Raw genomic sequence first — 17,900 nt, forward strand, 5'->3', positions numbered from 1 at the left:
CCCCCCCCCCCCCCCCCGCAGTCTGGGTGCCCCCACTTGACGGCGGGGTGCACCCTTGCTTCGCGTTCAGTCCGAATGCGCACCTAGCAGAGCTCGGCCCCGTGCAAAGAGAACAGAGCAATTCACCACCCGCCTCCTCCTTTTTTGTCGTGCTATTAGCCGGTGTGAGCGTGGCGCTGCACATCGGAAAGCTACCGCCTGCCGTGGCCGTGCTCCAGGAGCAACTACAAATATCGCTGGTGCAGGCGGGATTTCTTCTCTCTGCGATACAGCTCGCCGGAATGTGTCTGGGAATGGTTGTCGGCCTGAGTGCTGACCGGTGGGGCCTCAAGCGGAGCATGATTGCCGGGCTGGTTGTCGTGGGACTAGCCAGTATCGTGGGAAGCGTGACTACAGAGTTCGCAGCGCTCCTTTCCTTAAGGGCTCTTGAAGGCTTCGGGCTGCTGCTGGTTGCCATGCCGGCACCTAGTTTGATTCGGCGATTTACTGCGCCAAATGCATTACCCGCACGCATGGGGTGGTGGAGCGCGTACGTGCCTATCGGAAGCGCGACGGCGCTTCTGGTCGGCCCGTGGGTAATCCAATGGGCTGGGTGGAAAATTTGGTGGGCAGGCCTGGGCATCCTATGCCTAGCAGTTTCCGTCGCCGTACACAGGATCGTCCCCACCGATACTCGCCTCGCCCCACAACTTTTGTCCGGCGCTTCCCAGGCGATGAAAGATTTGGTGGGCGGCGTACTGCTAAGCGCAGGACCTTGGCTCCTAGCGGCGAGCTTCATGCTCTATTCAGCCCAGTGGATGAGCGTTCTGGGATTTCTGCCCTCAGTCTATTCCCAGGCCGGGCTTCGTCCCGAACTAGCCGGGGCGCTGACCGCGGTCGTCGCCGCCGTAAACATAATCGGGAACGTCACGTCAGGACGACTGCTTCAGGGTGGCTGGCCCCCTCGCCGTTGCCTACAAATCGGCTTCCTAGGCATGGGCGTGGGCAGCGCCCTAGCCTACATGGAGATTCAAGGGGCGCCGCTCTTACCGGCTCCCGCGCGATTCTTCGCTATAGTCTGCTTCTCTGCTGTCGGCGGTATGATTCCTAGCAGTCTCTTCAACGCGGCGATCCGACTTTCTCCGTCCACCAAAATGGTTTCAGCTACCGTCGGCTGGATGCAGCAGCTATCCTGCGTCGGGCAGTTCTTCGGGCCACCAGCCGTCGCAGCCATCGCAACGGTATCCGGGGGCTGGCAGGCCACGTGGATCGTCACCGCGAGCCTTTGTGGTATCGGTGCTGCCTTGGCGATGGAGATACAGAAGCGATGGTCCACCGCAGTGCCGGCATAGGTAATTGGACTAGCGATCGAATCGGGCGCGGCCTTCGATTTATCCTAGAGCGCGGCAGCCAATCATGAGACTTGAATGGGTCAATTATCAGTGCTGAACTACGTGCGATACATAGACCGGCCGTGCGCTCTCGTCAAGGGCGCTTTGAAAACGCCTGCATCAAGCGGTCCATGTCCGGAACTACGATTCGATGATCGGCGAAAAAGATGTCTCCGTGTTCCCGCAGGCGCTTTAGGACGCGGGTGACAGTGACGCGTGTAGTACCTGTCAACGATGCCATCTGCTTGTGCGTCAGCGACACACCGATTCTCACGCCGTCCAGTTCACAGGTGCCGTACTGCTCCGCCAGGCGATGCAGTAATTCTGCAATTCTCGCCTCGGGCTTCAAGGAAGCCAAGTAATGCGCGCGCACCGCAATGATTCGCTGTTTGCGAGATGTGATGCGCAAGAGGGCAACAGCGATGTCAGGCCTTTCGCGAAAGGCAGACACTATCGTCTCGGCGGAATAAGAGATAACTTCGACCTCGTCGACGGCGTAAGCCGATGTGAAACACCGTTCACCGTCAAATGCAGCTGCCTCACCACAGACAGCCCGTCGTCCCATCATTTCCATGGTGAACTCAGTCCCGTCCTCCCGATTCGAGGAAATGAGCACGTGTCCGCGAAGTATGAGGAAAAGGTGATGGTTGTATTCACCTTGGCAGTACAGATATTCACCCTTCTTGTAGACGCGGCGAACCCCAAGGTTCATCGCTTGCAGGAGGGGGCCTATTGCCTCGTCTTCGAGATGCCACGTTTCTACGCAGCGAGACCGTTTCACCATGGTTTGGAATAGTCGCCTGCCTACCTCACCGCAGCAACCGCCTTGATCTCAATGAGCAGGTTCGGGCGAGCGAGAGAGGCTACGCCGAGGATAGTCCAGGCGGGGAAATCCGTTTTGATAAAGCGCTCCTTGATCTCGCGGAAGGATCCCAGTTGCTCATCGATGCGCACGTGATAAGACACCAACTCGACCAAGTCCTGGAAGCCAAGCCCTTCATGCTGCAAGATTGCGCCGAGACGCTTAAAAGCCAACTCGATCTGTTCTTCCGCACTGTCGGGGATAGTGCCATCGGGCCGGATTCCCACCTGGCCGGCGATAAAGACAAGGCCGCCCGCTCGCACAGCCGGCGAGTACTGGAAGAGGTCAAACACCTTATTACCGCCAAAGGTAGGGTCTTCTTCCGGGAGACGAAGGCGTTGAATTGTGCTCATACAGTGGTTCTCCAAAGTGATACGACCCGCACCATGCGGCGCCGGTAACCCAGCAAATTTAGGGCATCAGCACGGAAAAATCTGTATACGGCGATACAAGGGTTCCCATCCATTTGGGTCCCGTCGATCAGCGCGGCCCAGTCGTGCTACAAGGGCATCCTTATCATTTCAATGGAGAATACCTAGCGCCCGGGTGCGGACGCGCCTCAAGATTTTGCACTCTTAAAGACATGTGGAACAGGGAGCGCGGACCAGTTAGGTTCTTCGATGATCCTTGCCGCTCTGTGTCGTTGAATGACATTTGTCCGAAATTCTCACGACTGGCATACATTGACCACGAAAGGCCAATGACCAATGCACATTGTGCTATAGATCGTGCGAATTGCACTCCACAGACGATTTAGATATGCGAAATAGGGGATGCGTTCAGTTCAAGCGTCCGGTGGCGATGGCTGATAGGAGAAGCAGTCTCGCGCGTGCTCCCAGTCTTCAGGCGGCGCGGTAATGAGGCCTACTGAGTGTGGACCGATCTCATCCAACTTGGCCCGGGCGCCGTCGATCAGACGCATGCTCTCATCCACGAATGATGTGAGGGACTCGAACTCGCAGGCGATGCGCAAAAAACGCTGCTCGCTGACCCGATAGACACCTTTCATGAGATCGGCCGGGTCGTAGCACATTTGAAGAGCATGGTCGCCGTCCATCAGCACAATAACGTGCATTCCCTTGCTGGCGAAAAGGGACTTTACGATGGCCATATCCACAAGCACTACGATCGTCACCAGGCCTTGCATAAAAAGCCAGGAATTGGTTGGAGACAGAGAAAGCGTGAAAGGATAAGCTGGCAGCCAATTGGGACTGGGGGTGAGCTGGACCGCCAGCATTTGCGGTTGGGAATAGGACGCTACCGCTGCGGTCAGCTTCTCCTCTAGATCGGCCGCCGGCCGACAAGCGATGTAGCGCAAGCCAAGTTCGGGCGCAACACTAGCCATGCCGTCATCAAAAGCTCGCGTCACGCATGCGTTGATATCATTGTGATAACGGGTGGAGGTCTGGTCCAGGGCGATGCGCTTGAAATTAATAAGTCCGCGAAAACTCGACGCCCCGTCATTGGCGTAGAAGTCGCCAAGCTCCTGGAGTTGGCTGTACTGCCGCTGGGCCCGTGGCCCCCGCGCGCGGGATGACTTGAACTCCACGGGTACCGGGTCCTCCCCCGCAAGCGCACAGACATCGCCGTGTCGGATGATGTTGGTCAGATCGCACAGTACGACCGGCACACCCATTTGAATGCCTAGGCACAGCGCCCGATACTCCCGGCGAAAGCCTGCCTTCCCGGAGATTGTTCCGGCATCTTGTTTGATGCGGTGCTCGCTGTCATAGAGTAGATGTTTCAGCGCCTGTTGCGACTGATATACCGATGCAATGCCATCCCCAAAACAGCGCCAAAGGAACATAAGCTGGCGTATCTCTCTGATGCGGCTGTCGATAGCCGCGATGCCCGCCCTGAGCAGCCTCGCCTCGTCTCTTGGTAGTCGACTTGATGCCATCATTCGCTTGCCTTTGCTCCGAGCGAGCCGCAAGCGCGAGACGCGCCGTTCGCACTGCACAATACGGCGGATCAACATACGCTGAAGCGCGAGCACCGCAACCAGTCGCTTAGGATCTGCTTGGATGGCACTCAACAGGAGACATGCTTCCGCAAGTCTGGTTCGCTCATGCGGAAATCTCATGGGGCCCACTTCCAGAGCTGCCTCTGTTTCCAAAAAAATTGGGTTCTGCACTGCTTGGCGCCAGAAGTCCGTCATCAATGCTCCCGGGATTTCAGTTACAGCATGATAAGCCGAGCTGGTCAAGAGAACTCGCGGACGCGGGTTGGCAGTCGTAACTCAGCCCCCGTGTAGCCGGCCGGCCGGGCCATTCTTCCGTGGCATCCCCACCTCTTTGCCGCGCTGACTGCTTTCGCGGCGTTACCGTACATACATGAAGGAATGTACGGTACTTGGGGTTAACAGATACAACCGTACCTGCCCTGACCGGTGCCACCGGAGGAAACTTCCAGAGTGAAGAACGCCTCCTGGATTGTTCGTTGAGTCTTAGTGCCTCACAATTTAACTAACGGCACCGGCGCTTTCCTCAGGCACCTAGCAAAGGGAAATACCCGAACACTGGCCACGCCTTAATCGAAGAAGCCGTCCATCTCTCACTGGCGCATCTCGCCTGGTAGGAATTCTTAAGGCCGACATGTCCCGCGTGCCCGTTAAAAGCGCAGACGACTCGACGGATAAGTTGCGCCACGTTCGACTCCGTTGCTCGCAACGAAAATCAGATCTTTATTCCCCGATTTAACGATTCTGGGATAGGTCAAAATGATCGTGTCGACCAATGACAAACCCGGCCGATGCAATCGCGATTGCACTCCTGCCCCCAAACGCAAGAGTTGTCGCCACCCCGAATTGTCGCCACATCATCCAGATTTATAAGAACGCCGGATAATACGACCTGTAGCCATGCAGGCCCAGTCCACCTTTAGAAGAGGCATAAGTGCAGTTCGTCACCAACGGTCCCGATATCCCTGATGCTCTCTTGCAAGCACACGAAGAAGGTCGTGTAGTGTTTTTCTGCGGGGCAGGCATTTCTTATCCCGCGGGACTACCTGGCTTCGAAGGCTTGGTGGAGAGAATATATAAACTAACTGGGACGGTTCACTCCGATATTGAAAGAGATGCACTAGACCGCAAGCAATTCGATGCAGCGCTCGATCTGCTGGAACGGCGGTTGCCCGGGCAGCGCTTAGCCCTCCGCACAGCACTGGCTCAGGCGCTCAAGCCCAACCTTCGTCTCAGGGGGGCCGTCGAAACACAGATCGCCTTATTGCGGTTAGCACGGGGTCGTGATGGGGCACTGCGCCTAGTAACCACCAACTTTGACCGCGTTTTTCATTCGGCCGCGAAACGAACGAACCAAAAGTTCCAATCTTACGCGGCTCCTATGCTGCCGATTCCGAAAAAAAGCCGATGGGACGGAATTGTCTACCTGCATGGCCTATTACCGGAAAAGCCCGACGAGACATCCTTGAACCGGCTAGTCATTACGAGCGGCGACTTCGGCTTTGCATACCTAACGGAACGTTGGGCTGCTCGCTTCGTGAGCGAACTATTTCGAAATTTCGTGGTTTGCTTCGTAGGCTACAGCATCAACGATCCAGTGTTGCGCTACATGATGGACGCATTGGCAGCCGATCGAATACTGGGCGAGATCTCCCCGCAGGCCTGGGCTCTCGGCGATTGCCAGCCGGGGCAGGAGCGAAAGAAGACCATAGAGTGGGAGGCGAAAGGCGTAACACCAATCCTCTACACCGTTCCCACAGGGAGTAACGACCATTCGGCGCTGCACGGAACTATGCGCGCCTGGGCAGACACTTATCGTGATGGGGTAGAAGGCAAAGAGGCAATCATTGTGAAACACGCGCTGGCACGGCCCCAGGACAGCACAAGCCAGGACGATTTTGTGGGGCGTATGCTCTGGGCTTTGTCGGACAAATCGGGCCTACCGGCCAAGCAATTCGCCGACTTCAACCCGGCACCATCACTCGATTGGTTATTAGGGCCGTTCGCACATGAGTGTTTCACTCACAGCGACCTTTCCCGATTTGGCGTTCCCGCCCGCACCGATGTTGATCCTAAATTGCGGTTCAGTTTAGTGCGACGGCCCGCCCCCTACGACTGTGCCCCTCCCATGGTATTGACATCGGTATCCGTAGCCGGAAGCCAGTGGGACGGCATCATGTCGCATTTGGCTCGCTGGCTAGTCAGACACCTCGATGACCCGCGGTTGATCATTTGGATTGCAGAACATGGAGGACAAGTTGGAGACCGCTGGGCATTGATGCTAGATAACGAGCTGGATCGCATTGCCTCATTGGAACGTGAAGGGAAAATAGCCGAGCTGGACGCGATCCGCATGCACGCTCCCAGATCAATTCCACGAACTTCCATGCGCAGATTGTGGCGCCTGCTGCTCAGCGGTCGAGTTAAAACTATGCGGTCCTTGCCAAGTCTTCATCGCTGGGTAGGGCGCCTGAAGCGCGAGGGTTTAAGTACCACATTGCGCCTAGAATTGCGCGAACTCCTCGCACCCAAAGTGATTCTTAGGCAGCCGTTCCGCTGGCGTGATGAAGAAGCGGCTGGCCCAGATGATCCTACTCCAATCAGACAGCTAGTCGAGTGGGAACTCGCGCTGACCAATGATCATGTGCAGTCCACATTGCGCGACCTTGAAAGTGAAGCGTGGGGGGCCGCGTTGCCGCAACTCCTTGCTGATTTCCAGCAACTATTGTGTGACGCACTCGACCTGCTGGGCGAGCTGAACGAGGCCAACGAACGTAGCGATCGATCTCACTGGGATTTGCCATCAATCGAACCACATTGGCAGAACCGAGGTTTTCGAGAGTGGGTCAGCCTAATCGAATTGTTGCGCGATTCGTGGCAGGCGGTTCGCGAGCTAGATAACACACGCGCATCGCTTATCGCACAAAGCTGGTTCGACTTACCGTACCCCACCTTTAAGCGCTTGGCACTTTTTGCCGCAAGCAAAGATAATTGCATACAGCCTGAACAATGGGCGCGCTGGCTCCTGTCGGAAGAGGCGTGGTGGCTATGGTCCACGGATACAGGGCGCGAGGTATATAGGCTGCTGGTATTGCAGGGAAACCGGTTACCCAAAGCCTCTCAAGCACGCTTGGAAAAGGTCATTCTAGCTGGTCCACCACGCAAGATGTATCGGGACGGCCTGGAAAAAGATGACTGGCGCAGTATCGCGGACCGCGCTATCTGGCTGCATCTCGCCAAACTTAGCTCATCCGGACTCGCGTTGGGCGCGCGTGCCGCGTTGCGACTGGAAAAATTGTCTCGCGATTATCCAGACTGGCAATTAGCCTCGAACGAACGCGACGAGTTCTCACATTGGATGAGCGGAACGGGCGATCCAGATTTCGAAGATGGCCGATACGTTGACATAGCTCCGCGCAAAAGAAGCGATCTGGTCGAATGGCTTAAACGATCACCTGCAGAAAATTCACCATTCCATGACGATACTTGGCGCGAAGTTTGCCGCACACGCTTCTTTCACTGCCTGCTGGCATTGTGGGATCTTGCGCAAGACGACGTATGGCCTGCGAGTCGATGGCGTGAGGCCATGCAAGTTTGGGCGGAAGATGGCGTGGTGCGCCGCGCATGGCGATATGCTGCTCCATTGGTTCGCACAATGCCTGAAGCTGTCCTTCAAGACGTAGGCCACGCCGCATCGTGGTGGATCGAGGCCTCTTCCAAGTCTCTGGACTTACACGAAGACATCCTCATGGACCTTAGCCATCGCGTGCTTTCGTTGCCGCTTAAAGCAGATATCGGCCACCGTGTAGTCCATCGCGGCGTCGAAACTTACGACCCCGTGGGCGCAGCGATCAACCACCCTGTTGGCCACGTCACACAAGCTTTAATGAACGTTTGGTTTAAGCGAAACCCGAGCGACGACGACCTGCTTCCGCCCGACCTTAAATCTACGTTCACGGCTCTGTGTGATGTTCGAATAGACCGATTTCGTCATGGGCGGGTGCTACTAGGATCGCAGCTAATTGCCTTTTTTCGTGTAGACCGTCTTTGGACTGAACAACACCTATTGCCGCTGTTCGCGTGGAACGAGCCCGATGAAGCAAAGGCGGTTTGGGAAGGATTCCTTTGGTCTCCGCGTCTGTACCAACCTTTGTTGGCTTCATTCAAGTCGCAGTTCTTGGCCACTGCACACCATTATGACGAGCTTGGCGAACACCGCCAACAGTTTGCAGCCCTACTGACCTACGCAGCTCTGGGTCCCACCCAAGGATATACCGAGGAGGATTTCCGCGGGGCGATTGGAGTACTACCACAAGAAGGACTTGAAGAGTCTGCGCAGGCTCTTTATCAGGCTCTCGAGGGCGCCGGAGACCAGCGTGAGGACTATTGGGCACACCGAGCAAAGCCTTTTTGGCAAAAAATCTGGCCAAAATCGCGCGAGTTCGCCACCCCTCGAATAGCAGAGTCACTGACACGGCTCGTGATTGCTGCCAGAGACGCTTTCCCCGATGCACTAGCTGAGGTACTTGCCTGGCTTCAGCGTATTGAACATTCGCACTTCATCGTGGAAAGGCTCTACAGCTCAAAATTGTGTAGTCGCTACCCGATGGATGCGCTAGCGCTACTAAGCGCCGTAATGGACGATCGCCAATGGATACCGCAGAAATTAGCTCTGTGCTTAGACCAAATCGCTGACTCCGCCCCGCAGATTTCTCAAAACACGAACTATGTAAAACTCCGCGAGCTCTCTCGCGCCCGGAGCATGTAAATACGGTCGAGTTTTATTCAGTGTGCGAAGCGGAGAGCCGCTGGTCCGCCTGGTCATCGGCACCGCGAAGCACGGCAAAGCTCTCCCAGTACATTTGTTGCATTTGGGCCACCTTCGACGCGTTGCGAGCAGTTGTCCAAGTATGTTCAGAAACCCCTTCAGTGTTGCGCCCGCGCCCTTAAGCTCCCGTGACAAAGGCGGCCCCACCTGATGGAAGTGTCGGCTACGCATTCACCAACCACTTTCCAACGGCCGCGCCCCCTCTTTTTACGTAGTCAATACTGAAGGCCATAAGATCAGCGAGGTGGGCATCAATCTGTCCTTTCGAAATCCCCGGCTGCACGCCATAGATGGCGAAACTGACTTTGTCCGCGCTCCGGTTCAGCAAGATCTCTTGCAACATTGCAAGATTGCCGACCTTGAAGACTGACGGACGCCTATGCCGCCTTTCATTTATCCGATGCTCCACATGCTCGACCAACACACGGGATTCGCAATAAACAACTGACTTTAGTAGCTGGCAGGTGACTTCGTAGACGTCGTCAACACGGGCACCATTTGGTTCGCCCCCAGCTCCCTTGCAGTGATACAGACTCACGAGGACTCTGTCGTCTTCTTCTCGTGTGACCGCGATGTAGTCGGCGGCCTCCCCAGTCCTGTGGTCATAAACGAGGACCTCGAGATTTTCCTTCGCCCTGATCCACAATTCCAAATGTCTGTGGACGGTCATTCGTTCGGGATTATCGGCGTCAAACTCTCTACCGATCTCACAGCCAGCCCACCCAGGGTTCTCGACGTCCTCATCAAGAAGCCGATTGCTGGCCAGCTTCGGAGGCGGGTAGCAGTTCATCCCTTCGAACGATGACTTGTCGGCTGCGTAAAAGATTGGAGGGTGCATAGAAAGCCACTGGTCAAAATCCAACCAGTCATCGTGCGTGCTAGATATTTCAACTTCCCAACCAGCGCCGTGCTGTCGAAACAATGCGCCCCCGGCTAAAGACATGCGGTAGGGCACCGCATCTGAGTCCGAGACGATTTCGAAATCCAGGCCATCAGGTCCTGAGGCGAATGACGAGAGCTCTAGATCAGTGATTTGGCGATAGAGCCACTGCTGCTGCCCAACACGTCGATATCTCAACCGATGCGCCTGCTTGTAGGCATTGCGCGACCAACTTCCACCAATAACAACATCTGGGATTCGCCGCAACGTCCGCGAATGCTGGACGAGATCTAGCTGAGACTCTGCTAGCGTTTCGTCGCCATTCAAGCGATTGTTCAGCTTCGATATCCACTCAAGGTATTGCGATACGGAAAGACGTTGATTGCTCCATATACGCGAGTTACTGCTTGCTCCGATGGTTTCACGCTCGCCATCTTCCAATCCACTCCCAAAGTAATGTCCTTGTACGTAGGCGCGCCCATCGCCCGGCGTGACCGCTCGCTCAGCACGAGGTCCAGTTAGCATGCGATAGGATTCTGCTTGCGAATTTACGGCCGTGTTACGCAAGCCAACAGCGTAGAAGCGCATATCCGTGAGGCCGGCGCGCGCACGGATGGTCTCCTCGAAGCTCAAAGGCCTATGGTGATCCTTGGCCACGACCTGCATTAGTGCGATATATAAGCGATCTGTTCTACGAGTGGAGCCAATGAAGCACAATCGCGTAGCAGCGTTGTAGGCCAGCAGGAAAACGTCGTGTCGTACATTTACAAGTACGTCAGCAGTCGCCCAGTTCGGCGGCTCATTGTCGACGGTCAAAAGCAGTGTGATCAATCCATCATCCGAGATCCACTGCTTAGCCAAGTGAAGCCGTCGCCCTATCAATGCCTCAAACAAAGTGAAGTCCGGGGCCTCGTCGCACTGAAAGATTCGAGCATGGGCATATAGCTCAAATGACATTGGCGACACGGCATCGTAGTCAGAGACTGTCTGCCTCTTCGGCTTCAAGATCTCCAAGATCGATTCATCGGCAGCCCCTTCGGCGAGCTGTCGCCTCGCCTCTTCGTCGATAAGGGAAGCGATGTCCACTCCCTCTTGAAAGAGCCGTGCAGTGGCATCTTGCAGACGACTCACAGTCGACACCAAAGTAGCGTTTCCCGTGCGTTCATCGTTTGTTCGCGCGAACCGCCCTATGAACTGTATCGTTGGAACCAGGGAGCGGTGCGGCGCATGGAGTGCTGCGATCTTCAGCTTTGGAAAGTCATAGCCCTCCCCGAACATGTCAACGCAGACTATTCCCTCCAGCTCCCCCTGGAGCAAGGAGACCTCCAGTTGCTCCTGCCTCCGTTTGGAAATTCCGCTGTCGATCGCTTCTACCCTCGCCCCCAGCCCGGCGTAAATCCCCGTCAGCTTCCTAGCAGCGGATATCGAGGATGCTCGCGCAAACAGTCGATGGTCGAATCCTTGCGCCTGATCTTCCCGCAGCTGTGCAATCGCCACCCTTGCAATGGCAAGGTCCACCTCGTCCTCATCGTGATCGTTATGCACAGGCGCTGGACGAAAGGAGACGCTTCCAAACGCTTGTTCGCGAGACGCCTTGGAAACTGGATAGCTATATGCCAGACGACCCGGAATTGCCTTTTTATCGCGCCTGAATGGAGTAGCCGTCAAGAAGACAAACCTGGCGCAGGAGTAGTGACCGAGATACGCACTCCAAGTGTCTGCTGGAGCATGGTGCGCCTCGTCAAAGATAATCAAATCGAATAGATCTGCGGGACTTACGGGCTCCAGGACCGGCGATGTGCTCGCTGGCGTGGACACGACCACATCGAAAGTTCGAAAGGCAAGCCATTCATCGGCGCTCAATGGCCTGCCCTTCTGTGGATGTACATGAGGATTTCCTGCCTCCGCCGGTAAGACCTTGAGCTTGCGTAGCGTCGACAGTTCACCGAAGTGGGCCGAGGTCTGTCGTCTCAGCACATCCGTGGGTTCCACCACCAGCACACGGTTTGAGCCCAACAAAAAAGGAAGCGCCATGATCACGGCAGTCTTCCCATATCCAGTCGGCAAAGAAACTATGGCCGGCTCGTCGTAGACCGAAAAGTGGGCCGCCACAGAATGAAGAGCGCCCAACTGGCCTGGCCTAAAACCCGAGTTCGGACTGCTAATGGGCTTCAAAGCCAGCATGTGGCTATGTTCAATGAAGAAATCGGCCACGTCCCCCTCCCGGAATGAACTAGATGACCAATTGTTACTTCAAAGAACATAACAAGCCAGCCTAATTTTTGAGACCTACTCCGAATTATTGCCGCTTCAGGTCTGACGGTCTTCTTTGTTGCGCCCTTCGGAACGAGCGATGTTATTCGCGACCCAAAGGCCGAATGCGATAACAGCTACAAGTACTCCGAGCATCACCGTAGTACCCAAGTCCATACGCTTTTCTCCACAAACACAGCCCTATCGGTACGCCTGATGATAGCAATCACCGCCGGATATGAACTGAGAATCCGCAGCGCAACGCAACATCGTTCGTAACAGGAAACCCGTTGGGATCCTGCTGGGTTCCTACTTGGTTAACCGCCGGTTCCCACATCAAAACCTAGAGCGGCACTCGACCAATTTGGTTCTGAAACACGGCGTAAAGAAGCGCGCTGTGCCCCTGCACAGTTGCTCAGATCTTGAGGTCCATGAGCGCCGCTGACACAGGATCCATGGCCATCCTCATAGGAGAAATCCCCACGAAGCGAGGGAAACTGGGGCCTGTAGCGGAAACCCAGCAGGTTATGGCCAGGTTTTATTTTCGAACCCAGTGCAAACCGGATGCAAAGCTACCAATCCCAATCCCATTCCCAATCCCAAATCTTTTACTGGCTACGCCAGTGTCAACAGCGTCTGCGCCGCTGTCTGACCTGATAAGCCACAACAGGCCGGACCAATTCCAGATGGAACGCCCTCGTAGATGCAGTGATGGTGCTTAGACGCGTCCACAGGCCGCATGAGCGGTCGAAACACCTCGGGTGACGGGGTAGCAGCCACTTTAGAGTCATTGCAGCCCAGAGCGCGTTCTGCGCCGTCTCGCGCTCTGTTTCTGAAACGCGAGTCGAATCTCCGAGTTTTTGCCTTGCAGGGTGTAGAAGACGGTTGGCGCCGTGCAAAAGAAAGTGGGCAAGTCGGAGGGTGTGGCCAGAGTCCTGTATTGCACAATCCAACGACTTCGCTCGCTAGAACGTGAGACCGCCGAGCCAGCCTTCCCTTTTGTCCATGGCAAGAATCGATGCCCACCGGGGCGCCAAGCTTCCCCGCGCATTCGGAATATTTGATAGGGATTTTGATAGGGTTTTTGAAAAGGGCTTTGACTGATGGCGTCAACACTTGATCTCTACGCCAGCCAAGCACTCCGGATCTGTTCGATGGTCCACAACTGGACAGCCGCCCCGCCCCTCGCCCACCGTCAGTGAAGCTGGAACGATCGACGGTTGATGATGTTCCAGACGTGCGTGACTAGGGTGGCAACTGTCCGGCGCCGGCGTCTCAAGGTGGGAGTTATTTTTGCAACGCCACGAGCCTGACTCTTTTGACTGGGAACTATTTGCCAGGCCGAGATACTCAAATATCCTGTCGGCAATTCAAGCCACTAACTCCTCCGCGACATGAACCGCGCTTGGTCCAGCCATTGCCGACCTTTTTGCTGCGACCCACGGTCCGTGTTTCTGAGCATTAATCGCGCCCCACCCTCCTTCGGTGCAGCAGGATCCACCAAGCCCCCCCACGATTCACAAGTGCGGACGGTTGCGGCGGGGTGAACTACGGACCTGCGGACAAGTTTCAGCGCCTCATACGCGGGATCGCGGCCAGCCCGGGGTCGACTCAGCGAAATAATCTGTTAGCCGCCTGAAAGACTCCGTGTTCCTGTCGCAGCCATTCAGACATTGCGCTGGCAACTCCTACTTCCATTGTCGAAAGGGCACCCCTCGTATCAGTACTAGGTTAAAGGATGCCCTATCCCCTCATTCCCGTACTAGGCCAAGTCTCCGCCGTTCGGGTCGGATAGACCGTCGACTTTGATTTCTCTCAGCGCAGCTCAGAGCGCATTTTACACTGAGGTGTGCAGTATGGTCTCAGTGCAATGCACACAGCACATGCAGAGTACAGGCCGCGACGCTTTAAAAGTGCAACCGCGGAAGACCGGTCCACAGCACAGCTCGGCATTTGCTCCGCTAACGAATAACGCCGCGAGGATGGAAGGGCCGAGGGGTCGTAACGATTCAACTGTCGCGTGGTGCCGCCGATGCTCTGCGACCTGAGCTCGGAACTGTCGCTTTGCTGCCCCAGCACACACAGCCTCAGATGAAGGGGTTTGGCCTGCCCCAAGCGCAACAGTCCCCAGAACCCACCCAATTGGCCTGATGAGCCTAAAGTGCGGCGAGCTGCCCGCCCCCCCCCAATCAAGCAGAGACCCGGCAAGTCCCGAGATGGGCTATTGCCACCGAGTGCACATCCTTGCCTTGATGCCGCCTGAACTTGCTCACCGCCAACTGCAAGTTCGTTGTCCCATATGTTGTCCCATATGCCGAGCAAAGAAAAAGGGTTAGCTCAACGACATTGAGCTAACCCTTTGATTTTATTGGTCGGGGCGGTGGGATTCGAACTCACGACCCTCTGCTCCCAAAGCAGATGCGCTACCAGGCTGCGCTACGCCCCGAAGGATCAGGACTATAACAGAAGCCGGCGGCCCGCCGGCCGGAATCGGCCCGGTTTCTGCCCGCCCAACTTCCGGAGGGCCAGACCTGTGGGGACTTTGGCGCGCAAGGGCCGGATGGAGGCACAGGGCCAAGGGGCGGAGCGCCCGCCCCTGCAAAGCCGCCATCTCGCCGCCGCGAGATGGCGACATGTTTACAATGCCAGCGGACATCCGGCCGGCTCATGCTTCGGGCGGATTAACCCTACTGCCCCCCCGATTTTCCACCATGACCACTACCTCCGACCAACGCCGCACCGTCCATCCCGGACTGGGTATTGCCGTCTTCGTCCTGTTGGCCGTCGCGGGCCTGTTCTATGTGAAATGGTCGCCCTATTACGAGCGCGCCTTCGTTGCGGCCGAGAACCACTCCATCGGCGCGTCCATCCTGATGGGCGCCGAGGCCGCGCCGCCGGCGCCTTCGCTGGCGGCCGCCCTGAACTATGCCCTGGCCTACGGCAAGGCCATCTGGCAGGCCATGGTGCTGGGCCTCTTGCTGGGTTCGGCCGTGCAGGCGCTGCTGCCGCGCCGCTGGATCGTGCGGGCCCTGGGCGGCACGGGGCTGGGCAGCGTCGTCGCCGGCGGCCTGCTGTCCGTGCCCGGCATGATGTGCACGTGTTGCGCCGCGCCGGTGGTGGCCGGCTTGCGGCGCTGCCAGGCCGCGCCCGGCAGCGCCGTCGCCTTCTGGCTGGGCAATACCATGCTCAATCCCGCCACGCTGGTTTTCATGGGCTTCGTCCTAGGCTGGAATTGGACCGGGCTGCGCCTGGCGCTGGGCATCGTCATGGTGTTCGGCCTGGGCTGGCTGATCAACCGCATGAGCCGCGGCGAGACCCGCGGCTTCGATGAAGCACAGGCCCGGGCCATGCAGGCGGGCGCCTTGAACGGCAAGGACGGCGAAGACGATGCGCATCCCTTCGCGCGCTGGCTGCGCCTGTTCGCGCGCATGGCGCTGCGCCTGATTCCGGAATACATCGTCCTGGTGCTGCTGCTGGGCGCGGCCCGCGCCTGGCTCTTCCCCCACGTCGACGCCGGCATCGGCAATGAGCTGCTGTGGATCGTCGGCCTGGCGGTGGCGGGGCTGTTATTCGTCATTCCCACTGCCGGCGAGGTGCCCATCGTGCAAGCCATGCTGTCGCTGGGCATCGCCGCCGGGCCCGCCGCCGCCCTGCTGATGACGCTGCCGCCGGTCAGCCTGCCCTCCCTGGCCATGGTCGCCCGCTCCTTCCGGCCCGCCGAACTGGCCACCCTGGTCGCGGGCGTGCTGGTCGTGGCCCTGGCCGCCGCGGGACTGGCCATCGCCTTGGGATTCTGACGATGACGGCCACCGTCCAGCGCCGCAGCGGCACGACCGTCGACCAGTTGTTCGACCGGCTGCGCCAAGCCGTCCAGGAAGGACGTTACGCGCCGGGCCAGCGTCTCATCGAGGCCGATCTCACGCGCGAATATGGCGTCAGCCGCGGCCCCGTCCGCGAGGCCTTGCGGCGATTGGCCACCGAAGGCGTGGTCGATTTCGTGCCGAATCGGGGCGCGCTCGTGAAACGATTCACCTCGCGCGAAATCCTCAATGTCTTCCGTATCCGGCAGTCGCTGGAAGGGCTGGCGGCCAGCCTGGCGGCGGAGCACTTCCGCGCCGACGCGCATCTCGACGAAGCGGCCACCCTGCGGCGGATCGCGGCGGGCAAGCACGATACCCAACGCCCCTTCTCCGAAGAGAACCGCGAGTTCCACAACGCGATCCTCAGGCTCAGCGACAACCCGCAACTCGAAGCCCTGATCCAGCAGCTCTTGCTGCCGCTGGTGCGTTATCAGATTCGTGGTTCGCTGGACGCGGCTTATCTCAAGCGCTCGCGCCGCGAGCACATGGCCATCGCCAAGGCCATCCTGGCCAATGATCCCAAGGCCGCCGGCAAGCACATGCACACCCACCTGGGCCACGCCGCGGACCGTCTGATGGGCTTCGCCGACCTCTTTCCCGACGGCTGATTCCACCGTCCCCGTTGGCATGACGCTGCCCGGCGCCTGGCCGGCGGCCCGCGCGCGTCCCTACCTGCTCGCGGCCGGCGCGATGGCGGCTGCCCCCATGGCTACGGTAGAAATCCTCATTAGCCCTCATTGGACTCGGATTGTTCTTCGGTAAACAAAAGAAAATCCCTGCCTATCCCACGGTAAAAGTCAAAGCCATCAAGAAAACCGGCCTTGTTTGTCCTACATTTTTGTCCTACACTTTTAAGTACAATTCCAAGGACGAGACAAGCCATGAGCATGCCCCCCTGCCGGCGAACGGCGCGCAGCCGCTACGCGGGCGCCCTCCTCTGCCTCGCCGCGCTGTACTTCGGCGCCGCCGTTCAGGCGCAGGAGGACGCCTATCCCAACCATTCCATACGCATCGTGGTGGGCTATCCCCCCGGCCAGACCGTGGACGTGACGGCGCGCGCCTATGCCGCCGCCATGGCGAAGACGCTGAAGCAATCCGTCTACGTCGACAACAAACCCGGCGCCAATGGCATCCTGGGCGCGCAGACCGTCGCCCAGGCCGCGCCCGACGGCTATACGGTTCTTTTCGGCACCTCGGGCCAGCTGGCCATCAATCCCGCCGTCTACCGCAAGCTCAGCTACGACCCCGTCCACGGCATGACGCCGCTGGGCCTGGGCGCCCTGGGCCGCCTCTACCTGGTCGTGCCTGTCGATTCGCCCTACCGGACGCTGGACCAGCTGTTCGACGACATCCGGGCGCACCCCGGCAAACTCAGCTACGGTTCCGGCGGCATCGGCATCACGGCGCATCTGGCCATGGAAATGCTCAAGCACGAAGCCGCGCTGGACATCGTCCACGTGCCTTATAAGGGATCGCCCGCCGCGCTCAACGACCTGCTGGGCGGACGCATCCAGGTCATGATGGACGCCGGCAATCTGCTGCTGCCCCAGATCCGCAACGGCAAGCTGCGCGCGCTGGCGGTGTCCAGCGGCAAGCGCTATGCGGAACTGCCCGAGGCGCCTACGCTGGCCGAAACCGCCGCGCCGGGCTTCGAGGTCGGCTCCTGGAGCGCCGTCATGGGGCCGCCAGGCATGCCGCCGGAGATCGTCCGCAAGATCAACGGCGCCCTGGCCCTGGCCGCGGAAGACCCCGACGTCATCCGCATCGTGCGCGCCGCCGGCAGCGAGCCCACGCCCATGACGTCCGAGGATTTCGCGCGCTTCCTGCAAGCCGAAACGCAGCGCTGGGCGCGGGCGGTCCGGGACGCGGGGATCAGCGAGCAATGAA

Annotated in this window: 9 protein-coding genes and 1 tRNA gene; 5 read left to right on the plus strand and 5 right to left on the minus strand. The window is 58.2% G+C overall.

The features are described 5' to 3' along the window. Window positions 1–101: 101 nt before the first annotated feature. Window positions 102–1,331 (plus strand): MFS transporter, encoded by a 1,230-nt coding sequence (locus tag L540_RS16045; protein ID WP_043211205.1) that lies wholly within the window; start codon window positions 102–104, stop codon window positions 1,329–1,331. A gap of 133 nt (window positions 1,332–1,464) precedes the next feature. Here L540_RS16045 and L540_RS16050 read toward each other — a convergent pair whose 3' ends face one another. From L540_RS16050 to L540_RS16060, 3 genes are all read right to left on the minus strand, one after another. Next, window positions 1,465–2,154: a Crp/Fnr family transcriptional regulator gene (locus L540_RS16050; protein ID WP_043210990.1), complete on the minus strand. Its 690-nt coding sequence runs from the start codon at window positions 2,152–2,154 to the stop codon at window positions 1,465–1,467. A 20-nt stretch (window positions 2,155–2,174) separates the two neighbouring features. Beyond that, complete coding sequence (locus L540_RS16055; RefSeq protein ID WP_043210988.1) at window positions 2,175–2,585, minus strand: RidA family protein; 411 nt, start codon at window positions 2,583–2,585, stop codon at window positions 2,175–2,177. Window positions 2,586–3,016: 431 nt separating this feature from the next. Next, entirely contained in the window at window positions 3,017–4,438 is a 1,422-nt protein-coding gene (locus tag L540_RS16060) for a hypothetical protein (RefSeq protein ID WP_131726051.1), read from the minus strand. A 688-nt stretch (window positions 4,439–5,126) separates the two neighbouring features. Between L540_RS16060 and dsr1 the strand changes: the two genes are divergently transcribed. Further along, a complete protein-coding gene (dsr1, locus tag L540_RS16065; protein WP_043210984.1) occupies window positions 5,127–8,960 on the plus strand; it encodes an anti-phage defense-associated sirtuin Dsr1 in 3,834 nt (1,277 codons plus the stop codon). Between the two features lie 223 nt (window positions 8,961–9,183). On the opposite strand, the gene L540_RS16070 is transcribed toward dsr1, so the two are convergent. Together L540_RS16070 and L540_RS16075 are read right to left on the minus strand one after the other, a co-directional pair. Beyond that, a complete protein-coding gene (locus L540_RS16070; RefSeq protein ID WP_043210981.1) occupies window positions 9,184–12,114 on the minus strand; it encodes a DEAD/DEAH box helicase in 2,931 nt (976 codons plus the stop codon). 2,408 nt (window positions 12,115–14,522) lie between these two features. Next, a tRNA-Pro gene (locus L540_RS16075) sits at window positions 14,523–14,599 on the minus strand. Window positions 14,600–14,864: 265 nt separating this feature from the next. Between L540_RS16075 and L540_RS16080 the strand changes: the two genes are divergently transcribed. The 3 genes from L540_RS16080 to L540_RS16090 all read left to right on the plus strand — a co-directional run bounded on the left by L540_RS16080 (window position 14,865) and on the right by L540_RS16090 (window position 17,899). Next, entirely contained in the window at window positions 14,865–15,950 is a 1,086-nt protein-coding gene (locus tag L540_RS16080; RefSeq protein ID WP_043210978.1) for a permease, read from the plus strand. 2 nt (window positions 15,951–15,952) lie between these two features. After that, window positions 15,953–16,621: a GntR family transcriptional regulator gene (locus L540_RS16085; protein WP_048026522.1), complete on the plus strand. Its 669-nt coding sequence runs from the start codon at window positions 15,953–15,955 to the stop codon at window positions 16,619–16,621. 273 nt (window positions 16,622–16,894) lie between these two features. Further along, complete coding sequence (locus L540_RS16090; RefSeq protein WP_043210975.1) at window positions 16,895–17,899, plus strand: Bug family tripartite tricarboxylate transporter substrate binding protein; 1,005 nt, start codon at window positions 16,895–16,897, stop codon at window positions 17,897–17,899. Window position 17,900 lies beyond the last annotated feature (1 nt).

Origin of the sequence: Bordetella pseudohinzii (assembly GCF_000657795.2) — a bacterium.
Classification (GTDB): domain Bacteria; phylum Pseudomonadota; class Gammaproteobacteria; order Burkholderiales; family Burkholderiaceae_B; genus Bordetella; species Bordetella pseudohinzii.